The organism is Streptococcus sp. HMSC034E03 (assembly GCF_001811505.1).
Classification (GTDB): Bacteria; Bacillota; Bacilli; order Lactobacillales; family Streptococcaceae; genus Streptococcus.
This window is the reverse complement of sequence record NZ_KV804965.1, coordinates 30,387-56,568: the sequence shown is the minus strand read 5'-3', so window position 1 is coordinate 56,568 and position 26,182 is coordinate 30,387. Positions and strand designations below refer to the sequence as shown.

General features: G+C 40.4%; 25 protein-coding genes and 2 pseudogenes. 24 read left to right on the top strand and 3 right to left on the bottom strand.

What is annotated here, in order from left to right; all coding sequences use genetic code 11:
* Positions 1-81 precede the first annotated feature (81 nt).
* From HMPREF2805_RS02585 to HMPREF2805_RS02545, 9 genes are all read left to right on the top strand, one after another.
* Positions 82-579 carry a GAF domain-containing protein gene (locus tag HMPREF2805_RS02585; RefSeq protein WP_075231262.1) on the top strand — a complete coding sequence of 166 codons (498 nt, stop codon included), beginning with the start codon at positions 82-84 and terminating at the stop codon, positions 577-579.
* The gene (dnaX, locus tag HMPREF2805_RS02580; RefSeq protein ID WP_075231261.1) at positions 579-2,243 is read left to right on the top strand and encodes a DNA polymerase III subunit gamma/tau; all 1,665 of its coding nucleotides are present in this window, start codon (positions 579-581) and stop codon (positions 2,241-2,243) included. The genes HMPREF2805_RS02585 and dnaX overlap by 1 nt, the downstream gene beginning before the upstream one ends.
* A gap of 22 nt (positions 2,244-2,265) precedes the next feature.
* A complete protein-coding gene (locus tag HMPREF2805_RS02575) occupies positions 2,266-2,460 on the top strand; it encodes a DUF3272 family protein (RefSeq protein WP_049503772.1) in 195 nt (64 codons plus the stop codon).
* A gap of 150 nt (positions 2,461-2,610) precedes the next feature.
* Entirely contained in the window at positions 2,611-3,381 is a 771-nt protein-coding gene (gene sufC, locus HMPREF2805_RS02570) for a Fe-S cluster assembly ATPase SufC (protein ID WP_000114489.1), read from the top strand.
* 27 nt (positions 3,382-3,408) lie between these two features.
* A complete protein-coding gene (gene sufD, locus HMPREF2805_RS02565) occupies positions 3,409-4,671 on the top strand; it encodes a Fe-S cluster assembly protein SufD (protein WP_075231260.1) in 1,263 nt (420 codons plus the stop codon).
* 10 nt (positions 4,672-4,681) lie between these two features.
* Entirely contained in the window at positions 4,682-5,908 is a 1,227-nt protein-coding gene (locus HMPREF2805_RS02560; RefSeq protein WP_075231259.1) for a cysteine desulfurase, read from the top strand.
* Positions 5,895-6,332, top strand: coding sequence for a Fe-S cluster assembly sulfur transfer protein SufU (sufU, locus tag HMPREF2805_RS02555; RefSeq protein WP_061864082.1), 438 nt, complete (start codon positions 5,895-5,897; stop codon positions 6,330-6,332). The genes HMPREF2805_RS02560 and sufU overlap by 14 nt, the downstream gene beginning before the upstream one ends.
* Before the next feature lie 59 nt (positions 6,333-6,391).
* Positions 6,392-7,804, top strand: coding sequence for a Fe-S cluster assembly protein SufB (sufB, locus tag HMPREF2805_RS02550; protein ID WP_075231258.1), 1,413 nt, complete (start codon positions 6,392-6,394; stop codon positions 7,802-7,804).
* A 282-nt stretch (positions 7,805-8,086) separates the two neighbouring features.
* The gene (locus HMPREF2805_RS02545) at positions 8,087-9,484 is read left to right on the top strand and encodes an APC family permease (RefSeq protein ID WP_075231257.1); all 1,398 of its coding nucleotides are present in this window, start codon (positions 8,087-8,089) and stop codon (positions 9,482-9,484) included.
* Positions 9,485-9,512: 28 nt separating this feature from the next.
* Here HMPREF2805_RS02545 and pbp3 read toward each other — a convergent pair whose 3' ends face one another.
* Entirely contained in the window at positions 9,513-10,754 is a 1,242-nt protein-coding gene (gene pbp3, locus HMPREF2805_RS02540; protein WP_075231256.1) for a D-alanyl-D-alanine carboxypeptidase PBP3, read from the bottom strand.
* Between the two features lie 105 nt (positions 10,755-10,859).
* Between pbp3 and HMPREF2805_RS02535 the strand changes: the two genes are divergently transcribed.
* The 15 genes from HMPREF2805_RS02535 to HMPREF2805_RS02465 all read left to right on the top strand — a co-directional run bounded on the left by HMPREF2805_RS02535 (position 10,860) and on the right by HMPREF2805_RS02465 (position 24,927).
* Positions 10,860-11,969, top strand: a complete 1,110-nt coding sequence (locus HMPREF2805_RS02535) for an AI-2E family transporter (RefSeq protein WP_075231255.1) — start codon at positions 10,860-10,862, stop codon at positions 11,967-11,969.
* Between the two features lie 411 nt (positions 11,970-12,380).
* The gene (gene tuf / locus HMPREF2805_RS02530) at positions 12,381-13,577 is read left to right on the top strand and encodes an elongation factor Tu (protein WP_001040718.1); all 1,197 of its coding nucleotides are present in this window, start codon (positions 12,381-12,383) and stop codon (positions 13,575-13,577) included.
* Between the two features lie 157 nt (positions 13,578-13,734).
* On the top strand, positions 13,735-14,844 hold the full coding sequence (gene proB, locus HMPREF2805_RS02525) for a glutamate 5-kinase (RefSeq protein WP_075231254.1): 1,110 nt from the start codon (positions 13,735-13,737) through the stop codon (positions 14,842-14,844).
* A 9-nt stretch (positions 14,845-14,853) separates the two neighbouring features.
* The gene (locus tag HMPREF2805_RS02520; RefSeq protein WP_075231253.1) at positions 14,854-16,116 is read left to right on the top strand and encodes a glutamate-5-semialdehyde dehydrogenase; all 1,263 of its coding nucleotides are present in this window, start codon (positions 14,854-14,856) and stop codon (positions 16,114-16,116) included.
* A gap of 3 nt (positions 16,117-16,119) precedes the next feature.
* Positions 16,120-16,917 (top strand): pyrroline-5-carboxylate reductase, encoded by a 798-nt coding sequence (gene proC, locus HMPREF2805_RS02515; protein WP_075231252.1) that lies wholly within the window; start codon positions 16,120-16,122, stop codon positions 16,915-16,917.
* Positions 16,918-17,035: 118 nt separating this feature from the next.
* Positions 17,036-17,674, top strand: a complete 639-nt coding sequence (gene tmk, locus HMPREF2805_RS02510; protein ID WP_075231251.1) for a dTMP kinase — start codon at positions 17,036-17,038, stop codon at positions 17,672-17,674.
* Positions 17,671-18,567, top strand: coding sequence for a DNA polymerase III subunit delta' (locus HMPREF2805_RS02505; RefSeq protein ID WP_075231250.1), 897 nt, complete (start codon positions 17,671-17,673; stop codon positions 18,565-18,567). The genes tmk and HMPREF2805_RS02505 overlap by 4 nt, the downstream gene beginning before the upstream one ends.
* A gap of 24 nt (positions 18,568-18,591) precedes the next feature.
* Positions 18,592-18,909 carry a DNA replication initiation control protein YabA gene (yabA, locus tag HMPREF2805_RS02500; RefSeq protein WP_001034369.1) on the top strand — a complete coding sequence of 106 codons (318 nt, stop codon included), beginning with the start codon at positions 18,592-18,594 and terminating at the stop codon, positions 18,907-18,909.
* A 2-nt stretch (positions 18,910-18,911) separates the two neighbouring features.
* Entirely contained in the window at positions 18,912-19,790 is an 879-nt protein-coding gene (rsmI, locus tag HMPREF2805_RS02495; RefSeq protein WP_075231249.1) for a 16S rRNA (cytidine(1402)-2'-O)-methyltransferase, read from the top strand.
* A gap of 134 nt (positions 19,791-19,924) precedes the next feature.
* Entirely contained in the window at positions 19,925-21,259 is a 1,335-nt protein-coding gene (gene trmFO, locus HMPREF2805_RS02490) for a methylenetetrahydrofolate--tRNA-(uracil(54)-C(5))-methyltransferase (FADH(2)-oxidizing) TrmFO (protein WP_075231248.1), read from the top strand.
* An 86-nt stretch (positions 21,260-21,345) separates the two neighbouring features.
* Complete coding sequence (pyrH, locus tag HMPREF2805_RS02485; RefSeq protein ID WP_075229078.1) at positions 21,346-22,080, top strand: UMP kinase; 735 nt, start codon at positions 21,346-21,348, stop codon at positions 22,078-22,080.
* A gap of 9 nt (positions 22,081-22,089) precedes the next feature.
* On the top strand, positions 22,090-22,647 hold the full coding sequence (gene frr / locus HMPREF2805_RS02480) for a ribosome recycling factor (RefSeq protein ID WP_049529475.1): 558 nt from the start codon (positions 22,090-22,092) through the stop codon (positions 22,645-22,647).
* A gap of 60 nt (positions 22,648-22,707) precedes the next feature.
* Positions 22,708-23,562: an RNA-binding virulence regulatory protein CvfB gene (cvfB, locus tag HMPREF2805_RS02475; RefSeq protein WP_075231247.1), complete on the top strand. Its 855-nt coding sequence runs from the start codon at positions 22,708-22,710 to the stop codon at positions 23,560-23,562.
* An 8-nt stretch (positions 23,563-23,570) separates the two neighbouring features.
* Positions 23,571-23,786: a YozE family protein gene (locus HMPREF2805_RS02470; RefSeq protein WP_075231246.1), complete on the top strand. Its 216-nt coding sequence runs from the start codon at positions 23,571-23,573 to the stop codon at positions 23,784-23,786.
* A gap of 154 nt (positions 23,787-23,940) precedes the next feature.
* Positions 23,941-24,927 (top strand): PhoH family protein, encoded by a 987-nt coding sequence (locus HMPREF2805_RS02465; RefSeq protein WP_075231245.1) that lies wholly within the window; start codon positions 23,941-23,943, stop codon positions 24,925-24,927.
* Here HMPREF2805_RS02465 and HMPREF2805_RS10520 read toward each other — a convergent pair.
* Together HMPREF2805_RS10520 and HMPREF2805_RS10515 are read right to left on the bottom strand one after the other, a co-directional pair.
* Positions 24,886-25,310, bottom strand: a pseudogene (locus tag HMPREF2805_RS10520) (transposase); the annotation flags it as partial. The gene HMPREF2805_RS02465 and the pseudogene HMPREF2805_RS10520 overlap by 42 nt on opposite strands.
* 108 nt (positions 25,311-25,418) lie before the next feature.
* Positions 25,419-25,917, bottom strand: a pseudogene (locus tag HMPREF2805_RS10515) (transposase); the annotation flags it as partial.
* Between the last annotated feature and the right edge of the window lie 265 nt (positions 25,918-26,182).

Sequence of the window (26,182 nt, the reverse complement as noted above, 5' to 3'; positions counted from 1 at the left end):
TTCAAATTTGAATAAAATCCTTTGTTTTTAAAACAAGGGATTTTTCTTTTTTCTACTAGCATTTTTTGATATAATGGTTTTATGTTATATTCAGAAAAAGAATCACTTTATCAAACAATAAATGAACAGCTCTCTTATCTTTTAGATGGAGAGCCCAATGTTTTGGCCAATTTATCAAATGCCAGTGCTCTGCTAAAAACAAGCTTTCCCAATACTGTTTTTGCAGGTTTCTACCTATTCGATGGGAATGAACTCATCTTGGGTCCTTTTCAAGGCGGAGTTTCTTGTGTCAGAATCGCTCTTGGAAAAGGTGTCTGTGGAGAATCGGCGGCTAGTCTTCAAACAGTTATTGTTGGTGATGTAAAGATCTATCCAAACTATATTTCTTGCGATAGTAGTGCTCGTAGTGAAATTGTTGTGCCGATGGTTAAAGAGGGACGTCTTCTGGGCGTTTTAGACTTGGATTCATCTCTTGTTGATGATTATGATGATTTGGATCTGAAATATCTAGAAGAGTTTGTTTCTATTTTGTTAGAGAAAACCGAATGGAATTTTTCAATATTTGAGGAGAAAGCGTAATGTATCAGGCCCTTTATCGAAAATATAGAAGTCAAACATTTTCACAGTTAGTAGGCCAGGAAATTGTTGCAAAAACTCTGAAACAAGCCGTAGAGCAGGAAAAGATTAGCCACGCCTATCTATTTTCAGGTCCTCGTGGAACTGGTAAGACTAGTGTGGCTAAGATTTTTGCTAAGGCCATGAACTGTCCCAATCAAGTAGGGGGAGAACCTTGTAATAACTGTTACATCTGTCAGGCAGTTACAAATGGTAGCTTGGAAGACGTTATCGAAATGGACGCGGCCTCTAACAATGGAGTGGATGAAATTCGTGATATCCGCGATAAATCAACCTATGCTCCAAGTATAGCTCAGTATAAGGTCTATATCATTGATGAGGTTCATATGCTTTCAACTGGAGCCTTCAATGCCCTTTTGAAAACTCTTGAAGAACCAACTCCTAATGTTGTTTTTATCCTAGCAACAACAGAGCTTCATAAGATTCCTGCAACCATTTTGTCTCGTGTTCAACGCTTCGAGTTCAAATCTATTAGGACTCAGGATATTCGAGATCACATTTTCCATATTTTAGAGAAGGAAGGGATTGATTATGAGTCTGAAGCTGTCGAGATTATTGCTCGTCGAGCCGAAGGTGGTATGCGGGATGCTTTGTCCATTTTAGACCAAGCATTGAGTTTGACTCAAGATGCTAGATTAACAACAGCAGTTTCTGAGGAAATTACTGGAACTATTAGTCTAAGTGCTTTGGATAATTATGTGGCTGCCTTGGCACAAAAGGATGTGACTCGTGCTTTGGAAAATCTTAATTTGATTTTTGATAACGGAAAAAGCATGACACGATTTGTAACGGATTTGTTGCAATACTTGCGAGATATTTTGATTGTCCAAACTGGTGGGGAGAATACTCACTATAGTGATCTCTTTAAGGATAACCTAGGTCTTTCACAGGCTGTTTTGTTCGAGATGATTGGAATTGCAACAAGTAGTTTAGCTGATATCAAGGCTAGCTTACAGCCTAAGATTTATGCTGAAATGATGACCATTCGTTTGACAGAACTTGATTCCCAACCAGGACTTTCAGGTGATGTGGCTGAGGAATTATCTTCTCTTAGAGAAGAAGTTGCGCGATTGAAACAGGCTCTGGCAAATGTTAACACAAGTCCCAAACAGACCACACCAACGCCAAGTCGCCCAGTTAACAGCAAGTCAATTTATCGCGTAGATCGCAATAAGGTTCAGTCTATTCTTCAAGAAGCTGTTGAAAATCCTGATTTAGCCCGTCAAAATCTAATCCGTCTCCAAAATGCTTGGGGAGAAGTTATTGAAAGCTTGTCAGGTCCAGATAAGGCGCTTTTAGTCGGTTCTCAACCTGTTGCGGCAAATGAGCATCATGCGATTCTTGCTTTTGAATCAAACTTCAATGCTGGGCAGACCATGAAACGTGATAATCTCAACACCATGTTTGGCAATATCCTTAGTCAAGCAGCGGGATTTTCACCAGAGATTCTTGCTATTTCCATGGAAGAATGGAAAGAAGTTAGAGCTGATTTCTCAGCTAAGGCTAAATCGTCACAAGGTCAACCAGTTAAGGAAGAAGTGGAAGAATCTGTCCTTCCTCAAGGATTTGAATTTCTAGCGGATAAAGTGACCATAGAAGAAGATTAAAAGGATATTGTGACATAATACGATGAACAGACAACAATTTATAATCATGGCCTTATTTACTGCTGCTGAGACCTATTTCCTTAATGAATCCATCATGGAGCAACGGTATATTATGGCCTTGCTTTGGGCTATTTTAATTCTAAGAAATTTTAGAGTCAGCTATATTATGGGTAAAATTGTCAACGCTATTGATGACCATTTTCGAGGAAAGAAGTAACCCTCAGCTTCTAGACAAAATCAAAGCCTTTTAGGCTTTTTTTTGTTATACTATAAAAGTATATTTATTGACCTTTTACCGTATTTTCTAGGGAAATTAAGTATGTTTCTAGTAAGTACTGTAAAGGCCTTGAAAAAGAAAGGAACTATCATGTCAGTATTAGAGATCAAAGATCTTCACGTTGAGATTGAAGGAAAAGAAATTTTAAAAGGGGTTAACCTGACCCTGAAAACAGGCGAAATCGCAGCTATCATGGGACCAAATGGTACCGGTAAGTCTACTCTTTCAGCAGCTATTATGGGGAACCCTAACTATGAAGTCACTAAAGGTGAAGTCTTGTTTGACGGTGTAAACATCCTTGAATTGGAAGTGGATGAGCGTGCTCGTATGGGACTTTTCCTTGCCATGCAATATCCATCAGAAATTCCTGGGATTACCAATGCTGAGTTTCTTCGTGCAGCCATGAATGCTGGTAAAGAAGATGATGAGAAGATTTCAGTTCGCGAGTTCATTACTAAGCTAGACGAAAAAATGGAATTGCTCAACATGAAAGAAGAAATGGCTGAGCGTTACCTCAACGAAGGTTTCTCTGGTGGTGAGAAAAAACGTAATGAGATTCTTCAACTTTTGATGTTGGAACCAACTTTTGCCCTTTTGGATGAGATTGACTCTGGTCTTGATATTGACGCCCTTAAAGTTGTATCTAAAGGTGTTAATGCCATGCGTGGTGAAGGTTTTGGTGCTATGATTATCACTCACTACCAACGTCTTTTGAACTATATCACACCAGATGTGGTACACGTTATGATGGAAGGTCGTGTTGTTCTTTCTGGTGGTCCAGAATTGGCTGCGCGTTTGGAACGTGAAGGATACGCAAAACTAGCTGAAGAACTTGGCTACGACTACAAGGAAGAATTGTAATTCCCTCGTATCTTTTAGGAGAAGTAAATGACTAAAGAAACTATTAAACTTTTTTCAGAAATGCACGCTGAACCAAGCTGGTTGTCAGACCTCCGTCAAAAAGCTTTTGATAAGATTGAGAGTTTGGAATTACCAGTCATTGAGCGTGTAAAATTTCACCGTTGGAATCTGGGTGATGGAACGATTACAGAAAGTGAGCCATCAGCAAATGTTCCAGATTTCACTGCTCTAGATAATCACTTGAAGTTGGTACAAGTAGGAACCCAAACTGTTTTTGAACAAATTCCAGTTGAATTGGCTGAACAAGGTGTTGTCTTTACAGACTTCCATTCGGCTTTAGAAGAAATTCCAGAACTCGTAGAAGAATTCTTCATGTCATCTGTCAAGTATGACGATGACAAGTTGGCAGCCTACCATACAGCTTATTTCAATAGTGGTGCTGTTCTCTACATTCCTGATAATGTTGAGATTAAAGAACCTATCGAAGGAATTTTTTACCAAGACAGCGATAGCGATGTGCCGTTTAACAAGCATATTATGATTATCGCTGGTAAAAACTCTAAGATTAGTTATCTAGAACGTTTAGAGTCACGCGGTGAAGGAAGTGCTAAAGCAACTGCAAACATTACTGTTGAAGTGATTGCGCGTTCTGGAGCTCAAGTGAAGTTTGCGGCTATTGACCGTCTAGGTGAAAACGTCACTGCCTACATTAGCCGTCGTGGTAAATTAGGCAACGATGCAAGTATTGACTGGGCAATCGGTGTCATGAACGAAGGAAATGTCGTTGCTGATTTTGATAGTGACTTGATTGGTAATGGTAGCCATGCAGATCTTAAAGTAGTAGCTCTTTCAAGTGGCCGTCAGGTACAAGGGATTGATACCCGAGTAACTAACTATGGTTGCAACTCAATCGGAAATATCCTGCAACATGGGGTTATTCTTGAAAAAGCAACTTTGACTTTCAATGGTATTGGCCACATCATCAAAGGTGCTAAGGGAGCAGATGCCCAACAAGAAAGTCGTGTTCTCATGCTTTCAGACCAAGCACGTTCAGATGCCAACCCAATTCTTTTGATTGATGAAAATGATGTTACTGCAGGTCATGCAGCTTCTATCGGTCAGGTGGATCCAGAAGATATGTACTACCTCATGAGCCGTGGTTTAGATAAGGCAACTGCAGAACGTTTGGTTGTCCGTGGTTTCCTTGGCTCTGTTATCGTTGAGATTCCAGTCAAGGAAGTTCGTGATGAAATGATTGCAACTATCGAAGAAAAATTGTCAAAACGCTAAGGGGTAGCCTATGTTAGATGTAGAAGTGATTCGCAAAGATTTTCCAATTTTAGACCAGATTGTTAATGATGAACCATTGGTTTATTTGGATAATGCTGCGACGACACAAAAACCACTAGCAGTTCTGGAGACGATTAACCGCTACTATGAGAACGACAATGCCAATGTTCATCGTGGCGTTCATACCTTGGCTGAGAGAGCGACAGCATCTTATGAAGCTGCGCGTGAAACCATTCGTAAGTTTATCAATGCAGGGTCTACAAAGGAAGTTCTCTTTACTAGAGGAACGACAACCAGTCTTAACTGGGTAGCGCGTTATGCTGAGGAAGTCTTGACTGAGGGAGACCAGGTCTTGATTTCCGTCATGGAACACCATTCTAATATCATTCATTGGCAGGAAGCCTGCCGCAAGACTGGGGCAGAGCTTGTCTATGTCTATCTTAAGGACGGTGCCTTGGATATGGACGATTTGCGAGCTAAATTGTCTGACAAGGTCAAGTTTGTTTCGTTAGCTCACGCCTCCAATGTTCTTGGTGTGGTCAATCCAATAAAAGAAATCACTCAATTGGCCCACCAAGTTGGTGCCATCATGGTGGTGGATGGTGCTCAATCTACGCCTCATATGAAGATCGATGTTCAGGACTTGGATGTGGACTTCTTTGCCTTTTCAGGTCACAAGATGGCGGGTCCAACTGGTATCGGTGTTCTTTACGGTAAAGAAAAGTATCTGGAACAAATGTCACCAGTAGAATTTGGCGGCGAAATGATTGATTTCGTCTATGAGCAATCTGCTAGCTGGAAGGAATTGCCTTGGAAATTCGAGGCAGGAACTCCAAATATGGCTGGTGCTATCGGACTGGCAGCAGCAGTGGATTATCTAGAAAAGATTGGTATGGATGCCATTGAAGCCCATGAACAGGAACTGATTGCATACGTCTATCCAAAACTGCAGGCGATTGAAGGACTGACCATTTATGGTTCGCAGGACTTGGCTCAACGTTCAGGTGTCATTGCCTTTAACCTAGGTGATCTTCATCCGCACGACCTTGCGACTGCTTTGGATTATGAAGGAGTGGCTGTTCGAGCAGGTCACCATTGCGCTCAACCCTTGCTCCAGTATTTGGATGTTCCAGCGACAGCTCGTGCAAGTTTTTATATCTACAATACCAAGGCAGATTGCGACAAGCTAGTCGATGCCTTACAAAAGACAAAGGAGTTTTTCAATGGCACTTTCTAAACTAGATAGCCTTTATATGGCAGTGGTAGCGGACCATTCGAAAAATCCACATCACCAAGGGAAGTTAGAAGACGCTGAGCAAATCAGCCTCAACAATCCGACCTGTGGAGATGTTATCAATCTCTCTGTCAAGTTTGATGCAGAGAATCGATTAGAAGATATCGCTTTTCTAAACTCAGGTTGTACCATCTCGACTGCCTCTGCGAGCATGATGACAGATGCCGTTTTGGGTAAGACCAAGCAAGAAATCTTAGAACTTGCGACTATTTTTTCTGAAATGGTTCAAGGGCAAAAAGATGACAGACAAGATAGTCTTGGAGACGCAGCCTTCTTATCAGGTGTTGCCAAATTCCCTCAACGGATCAAGTGTGCAACCCTAGCTTGGAACGCCTTGAAGAAAACAATTGAAAATCAAGAAAATTAGTAAGACAAGTTTCTTTGTTTTATTAATCATAAGTAATGAAGAATGAAAGAAAGGATATTATGGCTGAAGAAAGAGTAGAACCAAAACCAATTGATCTTGGTGAATATAAATTTGGTTTCCATGATGATGTAGAGCCTGTCCTATCGACAGGAAAAGGATTGAACGAAGAAGTCATTCGCGAATTATCAGCTGCTAAGGGAGAACCTGAGTGGATGTTAGAATTCCGTTTGAAGTCTTATGAAACCTTCAAAAAAATGCCCATGCAAACTTGGGGAGCAGACTTGTCAGAGATTGACTTTGATGACTTGATCTACTACCAAAAACCATCTGATAAACCAGCTCGTTCATGGGATGAGGTTCCTGAAAAAATCAAAGAAACCTTTGAACGTATTGGGATTCCTGAAGCTGAGCGTGCCTATCTTGCTGGAGCTTCTGCCCAGTATGAGTCAGAAGTGGTTTACCATAACATGAAAGAAGAATTTGAGAAGTTAGGAATTATCTTTACAGATACAGATTCTGCCCTCAAAGAGTACCCAGACTTGTTTAAACAATACTTTGCGAAGTTAGTACCGCCGACTGATAACAAGCTGGCTGCCCTCAACTCAGCAGTATGGTCAGGTGGAACCTTTATTTACGTACCAAAAGGTGTCAAGGTAGATATTCCACTTCAAACTTACTTCCGTATCAACAACGAAAATACTGGTCAGTTTGAACGTACCTTGATTATCGTTGATGAAGGAGCAAGTGTTCACTATGTTGAAGGATGTACAGCGCCAACTTATTCAAGTAACAGTTTGCATGCTGCCATTGTAGAAATCTTTGCTTTGGACGGAGCTTACATGCGTTATACAACCATCCAAAACTGGTCTGATAACGTTTATAACTTGGTAACAAAACGTGCCAAAGCCTTGAAAGATGCGACAGTTGAGTGGATCGACGGAAACTTGGGTGCCAAAACAACCATGAAGTACCCATCTGTTTACCTTGATGGAGAAGGGGCGCGTGGAACTATGCTTTCGATTGCCTTTGCCAATGAAGGGCAACACCAAGATACGGGTGCCAAGATGATCCACAATGCACCACATACAAGTTCGTCAATCGTCTCTAAATCCATCGCTAAAGGTGGAGGAAAGGTTGACTACCGTGGACAAGTGACTTTCAACAAGAACTCTAAGAAATCTGTTTCTCACATCGAGTGTGATACCATTATCATGGATGACTTGTCAGCATCAGATACTATTCCGTTTAATGAAATTCACAACTCGCAAGTTGCATTGGAGCACGAAGCTAAGGTTTCTAAGATTTCAGAAGAACAACTATACTACCTCATGAGTCGTGGTTTGTCAGAATCTGAAGCTACTGAGATGATCGTTATGGGATTTGTAGAACCCTTCACCAAAGAACTTCCAATGGAATACGCAGTTGAGCTTAACCGCTTGATTAGCTATGAGATGGAAGGATCAGTCGGATAAACTTTATGAACAGAAACTGAGGCTGGGACAAAAGTCCTAGCCTCTCAATTGTCTTTGGATTGTCGATCAAGACGCAGTGGCTGAGTGGGCTCTACTACGCTGATTTCATCAGCTTTTACAGCCCTACTCAACTGTGCGGAGGTGGGACGACGAAATCGAATTCTAACGAATTACCGATTTCTGTCCCACTCTCAGTTTTTTTGATGAAAGATGCTAATAAATATTCACAAAAAGTCTTTTGTATGGTAAAATAATACAATCACATAAAGTGGGAGATGAATGATGAATATTTTTAGAACCAAAGACGTTAGTCTAGGTAAGACAGAAATGCATCGCCATTTAAAACTATGGGACTTAATTCTCTTGGGAATTGGTGCTATGGTGGGAACAGGTATTTTTACCATTACAGGGACTGCTGCAGCAACATTAGCAGGACCTGCCCTTGTGGTATCGATTGTAATTTCTGCTATCTGCGTGTCCTTATCTGCACTCTTTTTTGCAGAATTTGCTTCTCGTGTTCCTGCAACGGGTGGAGCATATAGTTATTTATATGCAATTTTGGGTGAATTTCCAGCCTGGATTGCAGGTTGGCTGACTATCATGGAATTTATGACAGCTGTTTCTGGCGTCGCTTCAGGTTGGGCGGCCTATTTTAAAGGTTTGCTTAGTAACTATGGAATCTCAATGCCGCAAGCATTAAATGGGACCTTTAATCCAGAGCAAGGGACCTATCTTGACCTCCTGCCAATTCTAGTTCTCGTCCTCGTTACGGGACTGGTCTTATTGAATTCGAAGGCTGCGCTTCGATTTAATTCCATTTTAGTAGTTTTAAAATTCTCTGCTCTTGCACTATTCATCTTAGTTGGAATCTGGTACATTAAACCTGAAAATTGGGCAGACTTTGCACCATTTGGCTTTGGTCAGATTTATGGTGGAAGCACTGGGATTATGGCAGGAGCTTCACTCATGTTCTTTGGGTTTTTAGGGTTTGAATCCATTTCAATGGCAGTTGATGAAATTCAAAGCCCCCAGAAGAATGTACCGCGTGGAATTGTTTTATCCTTAACTATTGTAACTATACTTTATGCACTAGTCACTCTAGTATTGACAGGGATTGTTCATTATAGCAACCTCAATGTAGATGATGCAGTAGCCTTCGCTTTGAGAAATATCGGTATTGGTTGGGCAGCTAACTATGTTTCACTTGTTGCGATTTTTACCTTGATTACGGTATGTATTTCAATGACCTACGCCTTGTCACGAATGATCTATAGTTTAGCCCGTGATGGACTCTTGCCTCAAAGTTTTAAAGAAGTGACCAAGACTAGTCGCGTTCCAAAGAATGCAACTATCTTAACTGGTGTTGTTTCAGCAATTGCAGCTGGGATCTTCCCACTTGCAAGTATTGCAGCCTTTCTCAATATCTGCACCTTAGCCTATCTTATTCTCCTAGCCTATGGGATCATCAAATTGAGAAAAGATAAGGGTATGCCAAAAGAGGGCGAGTTCAAAACTCCCCTGGTTCCTTTTTTACCAATCTTGTCTATTCTAATCTGCCTTTCATTTATGCTTCAGTATACCCTTGAAACATGGATGGCATTTGGAATTGCCTTGTTAATTGGAATTCTTATCTACTTTACTTATGGCTATAAACATTCAACTCTAGCTGAAAATGAATAAAGAAAAAATCGCGAATTTCGCGATTTTTTTATAACTTTTCGTTTACAAATCGAACAAATCGATTCCACCAAACTTTTAAGAAAAAGGCTTTGTCAACATTTTTTTCTGCAACCATTTCAAAGTTAGGTTTGTCAGTAGTGATGTAACCTTGCCCGACTAGATCTTTATCTTCATAAGTGAGATGGCCAACAACTGTTCCTGCTTCAAGTGGTGCAGTATGTTCAGTAGTATCAGCAGTATAGGTAATAGTTGATTGAGCTCGACTGCCCAAACGTTGAACAATTTTGATATCTTCTTTTGCGACCGCTGTGACTGTGTCATCTTTTCCATCTAAAACAGGACTTTTACTATCCTCATAACTTTCACCCTGCTTGACGATGGTCTGGAGAGCAAAGGTAGAGGAAATATAATCTAAGAGAGAAGAAGTAGCTGTAAAGCGTGCATATGGATTGGTATCTTGGTTGTCAGCATTTAAAACAACAGTAATGATACGCATTCCTTTTTCGACTGTAGTACCTACAAAGGATGCTCCAGCCTTATCAGTCGTACCAGTTTTAAGTCCATCAACACCCCCACGATAGGCAGGCATTCCCTCCAACATATAGTTAGTAGAATTAATGGTCATACCAGCGAAAGTCGAAGAAGGTTTCTTGGTGATTTCTAAGACCTGAGGATACTTGAGGATGAGGTTGCGAGCAACGACAGCAACATCATAAGCGCTCAATTTATTTTCATCATCTTTCTTAGAACCAGGATAGATATTATTCCCAAGAGTTTCATTGTTAAGACCAGTTGTATTGACGAGGGTAGCATCTTGAATCCCCCATTCCAGTAGTTTGGCCTTCATCATATCAACGAAGTCTTTTTCAGAGCCAGCAATTTTTTCAGCTAGGGCAATGGCTGCACTGTTAGCACTGGATACCAGAGTAGCTTCTAGCAATTCCTCAACTGTGTAGTTACGAGCTTCCATAGGAACGTTACTCGCTTCAGAATTAGTAGTGAGCTGGTAAGGATAATCTGAGATTTCTACAGGAGTAGAAAGAGTGATTTTGCCTTGCTCTAGAGCTTCATATACTAGGTAAACGGTAAGTAGTTTACTGATAGAGGCAATTTCAACCGGTTGGGTCGCATCTTTTTCATACAAAATCTTACCACTGTTAGCCTCAACAGCGATGGCATGTTTTGCTGCGACATCAAAATCCTGAGCAAAAACAGTAGTAGCAGAACCAAATGAAATAAGCGTGATTAATGTTAAAAATAATTTCTTCATAGTAACTTTATTCTATCATAAAGACAAAAAATATTCTTGTTTTTATGATGAAGGCTATCAATCTTTTTTGAAATATGGTAAAATAGGGAAAAGAGGAGGTGGCCTATGTTTCGGAGAAACAAACTATTCTTCTGGACAACTGAAATTCTACTAATAACCTTAATTTTCTATCTATGGAAAGAAATGGGTGCTATTATTACACCCTTTGTCAGTGTTGCAAATACAATCATGATTCCTTTTTTACTGGGAGGATTTTTGTATTATCTAACCAACCCAATTGTTATCTTTTTAGAGAAGGAATGTAAAATCAATCGAATCATTGGGATTTTGTTAACCCTTTGTGCCTTAGTTTGTGCACTCGTACTTAGTTTTGTTTATCTGCTGCCGATTTTGATTAATCAGTTAAGTAGCTTAATTTACTCGAGTCAAAACATTTACGGTCGTCTTCAAGATTTAGTCATTGAGTTATCAAAACATCCAGCCCAGCAAAATCTAGATATCCAACAAACTATTCAGCAACTGAACCTCTCTTATGTTGATATTTTGCAAAATATCTTGAACAGTGTGACAAATAGTGTTGGAAGTGTTCTATCTGCACTCGTAAGCACTGTATTGATTATCATCATGACACCAGTTTTCTTGATTTACTTATTACTTGATGGGCATAAATTTTTACCCATGCTAGAAAGAACTATATTAAAACGAGATAAATTGAACATATCTGGTTTATTGACAAACCTAAATACAACTATTTCTCGTTACATTAGTGGAGTGTCTATAGATGCAGTTATTATTGGATGTTTAGCTTTTATCGGTTATAGTGTGATTGGTCTAAGATATGCCTTGGTCTTCGCCATTTTTTCTGGATTGGCTAATTTGATTCCGTATGTAGGACCAAGCATTGGCTTGATTCCAATGATCATCTCAAATCTCTTCACCGATCCTCATAAAATGATTATTGCTGTCATTTATATGTTGATTATTCAGCAAGTTGATGGAAATATTTTATATCCACGTATTGTGGGTGGGGTTATGAAGGTTCACCCGATTACTATTTTAGTCTTGCTTTTATTATCAAGTAATATTTATGGTGTGATTGGGATGATTGTTGCTGTTCCAACCTATTCCATTTTAAAAGAGATTGCTAAATTCTTAGCGCGACTGTATGAAAATCATAAGGAAGCACAAGAAGTTAAGAAACATCTATCAGAATAAAGATGTCGGGATAAAAAATCCCGACCTTTTTTTGATCATTGTATCTTTGGCGCTGTAGTTGATCAAACTTTTTATTGGTTTTAAACTCTCAAATCTCTTATGATGAAACTTTAATTTTTCAATACATATTTTTTTACAAACAACTGAATGATTGAAGTCTTTCGGGGCTGAATATAGGAAATTCAGACTTGGGTTATTGATTTATGGTCTATCGCTTTTTGTGAAAATAAGCCTATTTATAGATATTTTAAATCAATTGGTAGAGGAAGTAGAGCAAGAATAAGAATAATTCACAAAAACTTTGTAAAACACTTGCAATTTAGCTGAAATTTGATAAAATAGTAAGGAAAGTTAGACTGTATTGCCTACTGTCTATCTATAAAATATATTTTATTGGAGGCTTTTACTCAAATGGCAAAAGAAAAATACGATCGTAGTAAACCACACGTTAACATTGGTACTATCGGACACGTTGACCACGGTAAAACTACCCTAACTGCAGCTATCACAACTGTTTTGGCACGTCGCTTGCCTTCAGCAGTTAACCAACCTAAAGACTATGCGTCTATCGATGCTGCTCCAGAAGAACGCGAACGCGGTATCACAATCAACACTGCGCACGTTGAGTACGAAACTGAAAAACGTCACTACGCTCACATCGACGCTCCAGGACACGCGGACTACGTTAAAAACATGATCACTGGTGCCGCTCAAATGGACGGAGCTATCCTTGTAGTAGCTTCAACTGACGGACCAATGCCACAAACTCGTGAGCACATCCTTCTTTCACGTCAGGTTGGTGTTAAACACCTTATCGTCTTCATGAACAAGATCGACTTGGTTGACGACGAAGAATTGCTTGAATTGGTTGAAATGGAAATCCGTGACCTTCTTTCAGAATACGACTTCCCAGGTGACGATCTTCCAGTTATCCAAGGTTCAGCTCTTAAAGCTCTTGAAGGTGACTCTAAATACGAAGACATCATCATGGAATTGATGAACACTGTTGATGAGTACATTCCAGAACCAGAACGTGACACTGACAAACCATTGCTTCTTCCAGTCGAAGACGTATTCTCAATCACTGGACGTGGTACAGTTGCTTCAGGACGTATCGACCGTGGTACTGTTCGTGTCAACGACGAAATCGAAATCGTTGGTATCAAAGAAGAAACTAAAAAAGCAGTTGTTACTGGTGTTGAAATGTTCCGTAAACAACTTGACGAAGGTCTTGCAGGAGACAACGTAGGTGTCCTTCTTCGTGGTGTTCAACGTGACGAAATCGAACGTGGACAAGTTATCGCTAAACCAGGTTCAATCAACCCACACACTAAATTCAAAGGTGAAGTTTACATCCTTACTAAAGAAGAAGGTGGACGTCACACTCCATTCTTCAACAACTACCGTCCACAATTCTACTTCCGTACTACTGACGTTACAGGTTCAATCGAACTTCCAGCAGGTACTGAAATGGTAATGCCAGGTGATAACGTGACAATCGACGTTGAGTTGATCCACCCAATCGCCGTAGAACAAGGTACTACATTCTCTATCCGTGAGGGTGGACGTACTGTTGGTTCAGGTATGGTTACAGAAATCGAAGCTTAATTCGATTTAGTTCCCAGAAGAACAATTATTTAAGTCAGACACTAAAAGAATCTTGCTATGCAAGGTTCTTTTTTTGCGATCAAAAGTGAGAGAGTTACTTTTTTACAATTTCATAAAATCATGGTAAAATGGTTAAATATTAAATTTGGAGAAAAATATGAAGTATAAGCGTATCGTATTTAAAGTGGGAACTTCATCCCTGACACATAAAGATGGAAGTTTATCTCGCAGTAAAGTAAAAGCTATCACACAACAGCTTGCAATGCTGCATGAAGCAGGTCATGAGCTTATTTTGGTGTCTTCTGGGGCTGTTGCAGCAGGTTTCGGAGCCTTAGGATTTAAAAAACGACCAACAAAGATTGCGGATAAGCAAGCTTCAGCGGCGGTTGGTCAAGGATTGCTTCTGGAAGAATATACAACCAATTTGCTCTTAAGACAGATTGTTTCAGCGCAAATCTTGCTAACTCAGGATGATTTTGTCGATAAGCGACGTTATAAAAATGCCCATCAAGCTTTATCTGTTCTTCTCAATCGTGGCGCGATTCCGATTATCAATGAAAATGACAGTGTCGTTATTGATGAGCTCAAGGTCGGGGATAATGATACGCTCAGTGCTCAGGTAGCTGCAATGGTGCAGGCAGATCTTTTGGTCCTCTTAACAGATGTAGACGGTCTTTATACTGGTAATCCTAACTCGGATCCAAGAGCTAAACGTCTGGAGAGAATTGAGACCATCAATCGTGAAATTATTGATATGGCTGGTGGATCAGGATCATCTAATGGAACTGGTGGAATGCTGACTAAGATAAAGGCAGCGACCATTGCGACAGAGTCAGGAGTACCGGTTTATATTTGTTCATCCTTGAAAGCTGATGCTATGATAGAGGCGGCAGAGAAGACTTTGGATGGTTCTTACTTTGTTGCACAGGAAAAGGGACTTCGTACCCAGAAGCAGTGGCTGGCCTTTTATGCCAAAAGTCAGGGAGCAATTTGGGTTGATAAAGGGGCGGCAGAAGCCCTCTCTCAACATGGAAAGAGTCTCCTTTTATCAGGGGTTGTAGATGTTGAGAGCAACTTTTCTTATGGCGATATTGTTACTGTTTTTGATAAGGAAACTGGAAAATCACTTGGAAAAGGTAGAGTACAACTAGGTGCATCGGGGCTCAAAGATGTCCTTCGTTCTCAAAAAGCCAAGGGAGTCCTGATTCACCGTGATGACTGGATTTCCATTACTCCTGAAATCCAACTACTCTTTACAGAATTTTAGAGGTAAACTATGGTAAGTACACAAGAACAATTTGAACAGGTACAGGCTGTTAAAAAATCAATCAACACAGCTAGTGAAGATGTGAAAAATCAAGCCTTGCTAGCCATGGCTGATCACTTAGTGGCTGCTACTGAGGAGATTTTAGCGGCCAATGCCCTCGATATGGAAGCGGCCAAGGGAAAAATCTCAGATGTTATGTTGGATCGTCTTTATTTGGATGCAGGACGTATTGAAGCAATGGCAAGAGGGATTCGTGAAGTGGTTGCTTTACCAGATCCAATCGGTGAAGTTTTAGAAACGAGTCAGCTTGAAAATGGCTTGGTTATTACCAAGAAACGGGTGGCTATGGGGGTTATTGGCATTATCTATGAAAGCCGTCCCAATGTGACATCTGATGCGGCTGCTTTGGCTCTCAAGAGTGGAAATGCGGTTGTTCTTCGTAGTGGGAAGGATGCCTATCAAACTGCCCATGCTATTGTTAAAGCCTTGAAGAAGGGCTTGGAGACAACGACCATTCATCCTGATGTGATCCAACTGGTGGAAGATACTAGCCGTGAAAGTAGCTATGCTATGATGAAGGCCAAGGGCTATCTAGACCTTCTCATTCCTCGTGGAGGGGCTGGCTTAATCAATGCAGTGGTTGAGAATGCTATTGTACCCGTTATCGAGACAGGGACAGGGATTGTTCATGTTTATGTCGATAAGGACGCAGACGACGATAAGGCTCTATCGATCATAAACAACGCTAAAACTAGTCGTCCTTCAGTCTGCAATGCCATGGAAGTGCTGCTTGTTCATCAAGACAAGGCGGCAAGCTTCCTTTCTCGCTTGGAGCAAGTTCTGGTTGCCGATCGAAAGGAAGCTGGTCTTGAACCGCTTCAATTCCGTTTAGATGAAAAAGCTAGTCAATTTATTTCAGGTATAGCAGCAGAGCCACAAGACTTTGACACCGAGTTTTTAGACTATATCCTAGCGGTTAAGGTCGTGAGCAGTTTAGAAGAAGCGGTTGCCCATATCGAAGCCCACAGTACCCATCATTCGGACGCCATTGTGACAGAAAATGCTGAAGCTGCGGCTTACTTTACAAATCAAGTAGACTCAGCAGCGGTTTATGTTAATGCTTCAACGCGTTTCACTGATGGAGGTCAATTTGGTCTTGGATGTGAAATGGGAATTTCGACTCAGAAACTGCACGCGCGTGGTCCAATGGGCTTGAAGGAATTGACTAGCTACAAATATGTGGTTACTGGGAATGGACAGATAAGGGAGTAAGAGATGAAGATTGGATTTATCGGCTTGGGGAATATGGGTTCCAGCTTGGCTAAGGCTGTCTTGCAGGCAAAAACTAGTCATCAGATTTTCCTTGCCAATCGTAGTCAAGCCAAGGTGGATGCTTTTATTGCCAATTATGGTGGTCTGGCTTCTAGCAATGACGAAATCTTTGCAGAAGCAGATGTGATTTTTCTAGGAGTAAAGCCAGCTCAATTCTCTGAACTGCTTACTCAATATCAGACCATTCTTGAAAATAGAAAGAGTCTTCTTTTGATTTCCATGGCAGCTGGATTGACTTTAGAAAAACTAGCAAGTCTTATCCCAAGTCAACACCGAATTATTCGCATCATGCCCAACACTCCAGTTTCTATCGGTCAAGGAGTGATTAGCTATGCCTTGTCTGCAAATTGTCATCCAGAAGACAATGAACTTTTTTGTCAATTTTTAGCCAAGGCTGGCCAGTTAGTTGAAATAAGTGATAGTTTAATAGATGCTGCGACAGGGCTTGCAGGTTGTGGGCCTGCCTTTGTCTATCTTTTTATCGAAGCATTGGCGGATGCAGGAGTTCAGACAGGATTGCCAAGAGAAATGGCTCTGAAAATGGCGGCTCAAACAGTAGTTGGTGCCGGTCAAATGGTACTAGAAAGTCAGCAACATCCTGGAGTCTTGAAAGACCAAGTTTGTAGCCCAGGTGGTTCGACCATTGCTGGTGTAGCAAGTCTGGAAGAACATGCTTTTAGAGGAACCGTTATGGACGCTGTCAATCAAGCCTACAAAAGAACTCAAGAATTAGGCAAATAAGAGGTGAGTGTTAAAACTCAACCTCTTTTTTATTACAAAGAGCGAAATGAAAAAAGCTTTTCACAAATCCCCATTTTTTTGATAGAATAGAAGAGAGAAAAATAGAAATGAGTCAGACATGTCAAAAGGATTTTTAGTCTCTCTTGAGGGACCAGAGGGAGCGGGAAAGACAAGCGTTCTTGAAGCCCTAATCCCTATATTAGAGGATAGGGAAATAGAAGTTTTAAGCACCCGTGAACCAGGTGGGGTCTTAATTGGAGAGAAGATTCGTGAAGTGATTCTAGATCCAAGTCATACCCAGATGGATCCTAAAACGGAGTTGCTTCTCTATATTGCTAGTCGTCGACAACACTTGGTAGAAAAGGTTTTGCCAGCACTTGCAGCTGGAAAACTGGTTATTATGGACCGCTTTATTGACAGTTCAGTTGCCTATCAGGGCTTTGGGCGTGGTTTAGATAAAGAAGCTATTGATTGGCTTAATGAGTTTGCGACTGATGGACTGAAACCTGATTTGACTCTTTATTTTGATATTGAGGTCGAAGAGGGACTGGCACGTATTGCTGCCAACAGTGATCGGGAGGTCAATCGTTTGGACATGGAAGGTCTGGATCTACATCGAAAAGTTCGTCAGGGTTATCTATCTCTTTTGGAAAAGGAAGCAGACCGCATTGTAAAAATTGATGCTAGTCTACCACTTGATCAAGTGATTGCGAACACGCAGCAGCTACTTTTTGACAGGATGGGACTACGGAGATGAAACAAGAGAAATTAAGAGCTTGTCAACCTTTACAATTTGAACGATTTGTTCATATCTTAGAGCAAGGGCAGCTCAATCACGCCTATCTCTTTTCTGGTAATTTTGGAAGTTTAGAGATGGCCCTTTTCTTGTCTAAAAGTCTCTTTTGTAGTGAGAAAACTGGTATTTTTCCTTGTGAAAAATGTCGGAATTGTAAATTGATTGAGCAGGAAGAGTTTCCTGATGTGACCATAATTAAACCTCTAAATCAAGTCATTAAGACGGAACGTATTCGAGAATTAGTTGGTCAATTTTCCCAGTCTGGTATTGAAAACCAACGGCAGGTCTTTATTATCGAGCAAGCGGAAAAAATGCATGTGAATGCTGCAAATTCTCTTTTAAAGGTTATTGAAGAACCACAAAGCGAAATCTACATTTTCTTTTTGACTGATGATGAGGAACAGATGTTACCAACGATTCGAAGTCGGACACAGATTTTCCAATTTAAGAAACAAGTCTCTACTTTAATGTCACAGCTCGAAGAGGCTGGTTTAGTAAAAAATAAAGCTAAGCTATTGGCTCAGTTTAGTCAATCGCAGGCGGAGGCTGATAAGCTTGTCCATCAAGCAGGATTTTGGACACTAGTAGATGAAAGTGAACGCCTCTTTTCTTGGCTTTTAGCCCATAAAAAAGAATCCTATTTGCAAGTTGTAAAATTAACGAGTTTGGCTGATGATAAAGAAAAGCAAGATCAAGTGCTCAGGATTTTAGAGGTACTAGCTGGTCAAGAGATTCTCAATGTTTCAGCTCGAAATATTTTGCAAAATCTCGTCCAAACTCGTAAAATGTGGCGGGCCAATGTTAGCTTTCAAAACGCTTTGGAATACCTGGTTTTACAAAAAAATTTAAAGTAAGGATAGATTATAGAAAGGGCTGTAATGAATAAAAAAGAATTATTTGATGCTTTAGATGACTTTTCACAGCAATTGTTGGTAACCTTGGCAGACGTCGAAGCCATCAAAAAAAATCTCAAGAGTCTGGTAGAGGAAAATACAGCTCTTCGTTTAGAAAATGATAAACTGAGAGAACGATTAGGAGAAGTGGAAGAGACAGCTCCAGCTAAGACTAAACATGTAAGGGAAAATGTCCGTCGCATTTATGAGGATGGTTTTCATGTTTGCCGTGACTTTTATGGCCAACGTCGGGAGCAAGATGCAGAATGTATGTTCTGTGATGAGTTGTTATTTAGGGAGTAAGTATGCAGATTCAAAAGAGTTTTAAGGGACAAACTCCCTACGGCAAGCTTTATCTAGTCGCAACGCCAATTGGTAATCTAGATGATATGACTTTTCGCGCCATTCAGACCTTGAAAGAGGTCGACTGGATCGCAGCAGAAGATACTCGTAATACTGGACTTTTGCTCAAGCATTTTGAGATCTCAACCAAGCAAATCAGTTTTCACGAACACAATGCCAAGGAAAAAATTCCTGATTTGATTGGTTTGTTGAAGCAAGGTCAAAATCTTGCCCAAGTATCTGATGCAGGGATGCCTAGTATTTCTGATCCTGGTCATGATTTGGTCAAGGCTGCCATTGAAGAAGATATCGCAGTTGTCACAGTTCCAGGAGCTAGTGCAGGAATTTCTGCCTTGATTGCAAGCGGCTTGGCACCACAACCCCACATCTTTTATGGTTTTCTACCACGAAAGTCAGGCCAACAAAAGCAGTTTTTCGAAGCGAAAAAAGCTTATCCAGAAACTCAGATTTTCTATGAATCACCTCACCGTGTGGCGGATACGCTAGAAAATATGCTAGAAGTCTACGGTAATCGCTCGGTGGTTTTGGTCAGAGAATTGACCAAAATCTTTGAAGAATATCAGCGTGGAACTATTACTGAATTATTAGAAAGTATTTCTGAAACACCTCTTAAAGGCGAATGCCTTCTCATTGTGGAGGGTGCTAGTCAAGAAGTAGAAGATAAGGATGAAGAGGATTTATTTTCTGAAATTCAAGAGCGTATCCAACAAGGAATCAAGAAAAATCAAGCCATTAAAGAAGTCGCAAAAATTTATCAGTGGAATAAAAGCCAGCTCTACGCCGCCTACCACGAATGGGAAGAACATCAGGAAAACAACTAAACAGGGAAGTTTGCCTTCTTCCCTTTTTTTGTTATACTAGAAGAAGAAAAAAATAGAAAGATTTGTGGGTGTCAAACAGTCTAATGACTTGTTCTGTAATGAACTTAAGTTTCACCCAAAGAGGTATTAGTGTCGTGTCTCAATCTTATATCAATGTTATCGGTGCGGGCTTGGCAGGTTCTGAAGCAGCCTACCAAATCGCAGAGCGTGGTATTCCAGTTAAACTTTATGAAATGCGTGGTGTCAAGTCAACACCTCAGCATAAAACTGACAATTTTGCAGAATTAGTCTGCTCAAACTCTTTACGTGGGGATGCTCTTACAAATGCTGTCGGTCTCCTCAAAGAAGAAATGCGTCGCTTGGGTTCTCTTATCTTGGAATCTGCTGAAGCAACTCGTGTTCCTGCTGGTGGTGCCCTTGCGGTGGACCGCGATGGTTTCTCTCAAATGGTTACTGAAAAGATTGCCAACCATCCCTTGATTGAGGTCGTTCGTGACGAAATTACAGAATTGCCAACAGATGCTATTACAGTTGTTGCGACTGGCCCTTTGACTAGTGATGCTCTTGCTGAGAAAATTCACGCTCTTAATGGCGGTGACGGTTTTTATTTTTACGATGCTGCAGCGCCTATTGTAGATGTTAATACCATTGATATGAACAAGGTTTATCTCAAATCTCGTTATGATAAGGGAGAAGCAGCCTATCTCAATGCTCCTATGACCAAACAAGAGTTTATGGATTTCCATGAAGCCTTGGTCAATGCGGAAGAAGCTCCGTTAAATTCTTTTGAAAAAGAAAAATATTTTGAAGGATGCATGCCAATCGAAGTCATGGCTAAACGGGGTATCAAAACTATGCTCTATGGTCCTATGAAACCAGTTGGTTTGGAGTATCCAGACGATTACACAGGTCCTCGTGACGGAGAATTTAAGACACCATACGCTGTAGTTCAGCTTCGTCAGGACAATGCTGCAGGTAGTCTTTACAATATTGTTGGTTTCCAAACTCACCTTAAATGGGGAGAACAAAAGCGTGTCTTCCAAATGATTCCAGGTCTTGAAAACGCTGAGTTTGTCCGTTATGGAGTTATGCACCGTAATTCTTATATGGATTCACCAAATCTTCTTGAGCAGACTTATCGTTCTAAGAAACAACCAAACCTCTTCTTTGCTGGTCAGATGACTGGTGTGGAAGGCTATGTTGAGTCAGCGGCATCAGGTCTAGTAGCTGGTATTAACGCAGCTCGTCTTTTCAAGGGAGAAAGTCCTGCCATTTTCCCAGAAACGACTGCAATTGGCAGTCTAGCTCATTACATCACCCATGCGGACAGCAAACACTTCCAGCCAATGAATGTTAACTTCGGTATTATCAAGGAGTTGGAAGGTGAACGCATTCGTGATAAGAAGGCTCGTTATGAAAAAATTGCAGAGCGTGCTCTTTCTGACTTAGAGGAATTTTTAACTATCTAATTTTTTTAAAAGAAATACTCATGATACTATAAAAATCTTAGAAATTGTGATAAAATAGTTTGAATAAAATAAAGGAGCGAAGTCAGGTGGAACCCAAATATAAACGTATTTTGATTAAGTTATCAGGTGAGGCCCTTGCTGGCGAACGTGGTGTCGGAATTGATATCAAAACTGTTCAAGCAATGGCTGAAGAAATTCAGGAAGTACATAACTTAGGTATTGAGATTGCCCTCGTTATTGGTGGAGGAAATCTCTGGCGTGGAGAACCTGCGGCAGAAGCTGGAATGGATCGTGTTCAGGCAGACTACACAGGAATGCTTGGAACAGTTATGAATGCTCTTGTGATGGCAGATTCATTGCAACAAGTGGGTGTGGATACTCGTGTGCAAACAGCCATTGCCATGCAACAAGTAGCAGAACCTTACGTTCGTGGACGTGCACTTCGTCATCTTGAAAAAGGACGCATTGTTATCTTTGGTGCGGGAATTGGTTCACCCTACTTCTCAACAGATACAACAGCAGCCCTTCGTGCAGCAGAGATTGAAGCGGACGCTATCTTGATGGCTAAAAATGGTGTTGACGGTGTCTATAACGCTGATCCTAAAAAGGATAAGACAGCCGTTAAATTTGAAGAGTTGACTCACCGTGATGTCATTAACAAAGGTCTTCGTATCATGGACTCAACAGCTTCAACCCTCTCAATGGACAATGATATTGACTTGGTAGTTTTCAACATGAACCAACCAGGGAATATTAAACGTGTTGTATTTGGTGAAAATATCGGAACTACAGTTTCAAATAATATCGAAGAAAAGGAATAAGAAATCATTATGGCAAACGCAATCGTAGAAAAAGCAAAAGAGAGAATGACCCAATCTCACCACTCACTTGCTCGTGAGTTTGGAAGTATTCGTGCTGGTCGTGCTAATGCTAGCTTGCTTGACCGCATCCACGTTGAGTACTATGGTGTTGAAACACCACTTAATCAAATTGCTTCTATCACAATCCCAGAAGCGCGTGTTTTGTTGGTAACACCATTTGACAAATCATCTTTGAAAGATATCGAACGTGCTTTGAATGCTTCAGACCTAGGTATTACACCAGCTAACGATGGTTCTGTTATTCGTTTGGTAATCCCAGCTCTCACAGAAGAAACTCGTCGTGATCTTGCTAAAGAAGTGAAAAAAGTTGGTGAGAATGCTAAAGTTGCTATCCGTAATATCCGTCGTGATGCTATGGATGAAGCTAAGAAACAAGAAAAAGCTAAAGAAATCACTGAAGACGAATTGAAGACTCTTGAAAAAGATATTCAAAAAGCAACAGATGATGCTGTTAAACACATCGACGACATGACTGCCAATAAAGAAAAAGAAATCTTGGAAGTCTAAGAAATAAACAGAAAAACTCAGTTGGCATTGCTGGCTGAGTTTTATTCGAAAGAAGGAAATATGAATACAAATCTTGCAAGTTTTATCGTTGGACTCATCATCGATGAAAATGACCGTTTTTACTTTGTTCAAAAGGATGGTCAAACATATGCTCTTGCCAAGGAAGAAGGTCAGCATAGTGTAGGAGATACAGTTAAAGGATTTGCCTACACAGACATGAAGCAAAAGCTCCGCTTGACAACCCTAGAAGTAACTGCCACTCAGGACCAATTTGGTTGGGGAACCGTAACAGAAGTCCGTAAGGATTTGGGTGTCTTTGTGGATACAGGTCTTCCTGACAAGGAAATCGTTGTGTCACTTGATATTCTGCCTGAACTTAAAGAACTTTGGCCAAAGAAAGGCGATCGCCTATACATTCGTCTAGAAGTGGATAAGAAGGACCGTATCTGGGGCCTACTGGCTTATCAGGAAGATTTCCAACGATTGGCTCGTCCTGCCTACAATAATATGCAGAATCAAAACTGGCCAGCCATTGTTTATCGTCTCAAGTTGTCAGGAACTTTTGTTTACCTGCCAGAAAATAACATGCTTGGCTTCATCCATCCAAGTGAGCGTTATGCAGAGCCACGTTTGGGGCAAGTGTTAGATGTACGTGTTATTGGCTTCCGTGAGGTGGATCGCACACTTAATCTTTCACTAAAACCACGTTCTTTTGAGATGTTGGAAAATGATGCCCAGATGATTTTAACTTACTTGGAAAGCAATGGTGGCTTCATGATCCTGAATGACAAGTCAGCGCCAGATGATATCAAGGCTACCTTTGGTATTTCTAAAGGTCAATTTAAAAAAGCACTTGGTGGTTTAATGAAAGCTGGCAAAATTAAACAAGACCAGTTTGGTACGGAACTAATCTAGGGAGGCTTATGAGAAAATCATTTTATACTTGGCTCATGACCGAACGCAATCCTAAAAGCAGTAGTTCCAAAGCAATTTTAGCGGATTTGGCTTTTGAGGAGTCTGCCTTCCCAAAACATACAGATGATTTCGATCAAGTCAGTCGTTTTTTAGAGGAACATGCTAGCTTTTCCTTTAATATGGGAGAGTTTGATCGAATTTGGCAAGAATATCTAGAACATTAAGGCTACTAGATGGGGTTGGGGATAGTAATTTCTCAGCCTCTTTGCTATAATATAGACATTCAGTTTAACTTTTACTAGCTTCTAATCGACTTTTTAACTACTAAAAGCAAACGAAACATTTTATAAAATTAAAAGAGTTAGAGAGGTTCTTTGTTTGAAGGAACATTCAATAGATATTCAACTGAGTCATCCAGATGACCTATTTCACCTTTTTGGGTCCAATGAGCGCCACCTTCGATTGATGGAGGATGAGTTGGATGTCATCATCCATGCCCGTACAGAGATTGTACAAGTCTTGGGGGAGGAGTCAGCTTGTGAGGAAGCCCGACAAGTTATTCAAGTCCTGATGGTTTTGGTCAATCGTGGAATGACCGTTGGAACTCCGGATGTAGTGACAGCTATTACCATGGTTAAGAATAATGAAATCGATAAGTTTGTCGCTCTCTATGAAGAAGAAATTATCAAGGATAATACTGGTAAGCCCATCCGTGTTAAAACCTTGGGTCAAAAGCTTTATGTGGATAGTGTCAAACAACACGATGTGACCTTTGGTATTGGGCCGGCAGGGACAGGTAAAACCTTCCTAGCAGTGACCTTAGCCGTAACAGCTCTCAAGCGTGGACAAGTCAAGCGTATCATTTTGACACGTCCTGCGGTAGAAGCAGGGGAGAGCTTAGGATTTCTTCCAGGAGATCTTAAGGAAAAGGTAGATCCTTATTTACGACCAGTTTATGACGCCTTGTACCAGATTCTTGGGAAGGATCAAACAACCCGTCTCATGGAACGTGAAATTATTGAAATTGCTCCTCTAGCCTATATGCGTGGGCGTACCTTGGATGATGCCTTTGTCATTCTCGATGAGGCGCAAAATACGACCATCATGCAGATGAAGATGTTCTTGACACGTCTTGGATTTAATTCTAAGATGATTGTCAATGGGGATATTAGTCAGATTGACTTGCCGCGGAACGTTAAGTCAGGTTTGATTGATGCCCAGGAAAAACTCAAGAACATTCACCAGATTGACTTTGTACATTTCTCAGCCAAGGATGTGGTTCGCCACCCAGTTGTAGCTCAAATTATCAGAGCCTATGAACCTCTACCTGTCAAAGCTGAAGAAAATCAAGAAGAAACAGAATAAGGAAAAAGGACCTAGGCAAAAACTAGCTTCTAAATAAAACCACACAGTGATTTCAGTCTTGAATACAATCAAGCTGAAAGAAACACTGTGTGGTTTTTGAATAGGTGGACGTTTTAGATGCTAGATTCTTTGCCAATTTGGTGTGATTCATGCTCATGAAGATGAATGCTATCTCTGTTGAGACGGCTTGTTTGCCTCTGCCATGCACTCTGCGCACGTCGAAAACTACCAAAAACGGGTTCAACATCAATTTTCCGTTTGGCATAAATTTGAGAGCCTTCTTCACTATGTAATGTTTGCGTAAGGAGTTCCTTAAAGTAATTCCAAGTTGGATTATAATGGATTTGTTTCTGATTCCCACGATATGTTTTAGCCAACTGTTCTATAGTGGATTGAAATAAGATATGAACAAAAAGATTAGGAAAGTAAAATTAATTTCTAGAGACGTTTTAGAATCCTTAGTGTACTATTCTAGGTTCAATTCACTATAACTCAGGAGTGTCTTGAACTTTATCCGCCTCATAAATCTTGAAATCACGTTGAAAGCCATACTTATCAGTTCGACTAGAGTAGTTCTTAAAGGAATAAACTAGGCCATCGGGCTTTATAAACTGGTCCGTGTCCTCAAGATATTCCCAGTTCATTGGGTTATCTGTGCTCGTTTAGTACTTTTTAGTCAATTTCGATTAGGTTGTTGGCATGTTTACTGGAGCGGAAATTATTAATCGTTTTATAGCTAACATAGGTATCTTGGCTGAACCATTTCATGGGAATGATTTCTTCGTTCAATTGAACGATTTTACGTCCCAAGAACACTTGACGACCATAAGCGAATATGGTCATCTTCATGAGCATGGTTGGACGAAAGGCAGGGCGACCAGTGTGAGAGGTCTATTTCAGTAATATTTGACTAGGGATATTGTCAACAAATAGGCTAATCATTCTCGCTTCGTGAGTTGATGGAATATCGTAGGAATGATTTACTTCCAAACTTAAATGATTTTAGTGATTCAACTTGATTGCTACTATTTTTGATAGTGTGAATGTGCCTATAATGTATCTCAGTTAACTACGAAAGTTTTGGATTCTATGAAATTAACATACGTTAATAAAAAAATTAACCTGTGTTAATTTTTTCTTGACTTAAAAATTTTTAATTGATATACTATTTTTCAGAGAGCTAACAATTATATATAAATGTACTACTCTATTTCCTAGATAATACTTATACTCAATGAAAATCAAAGAGCAAACT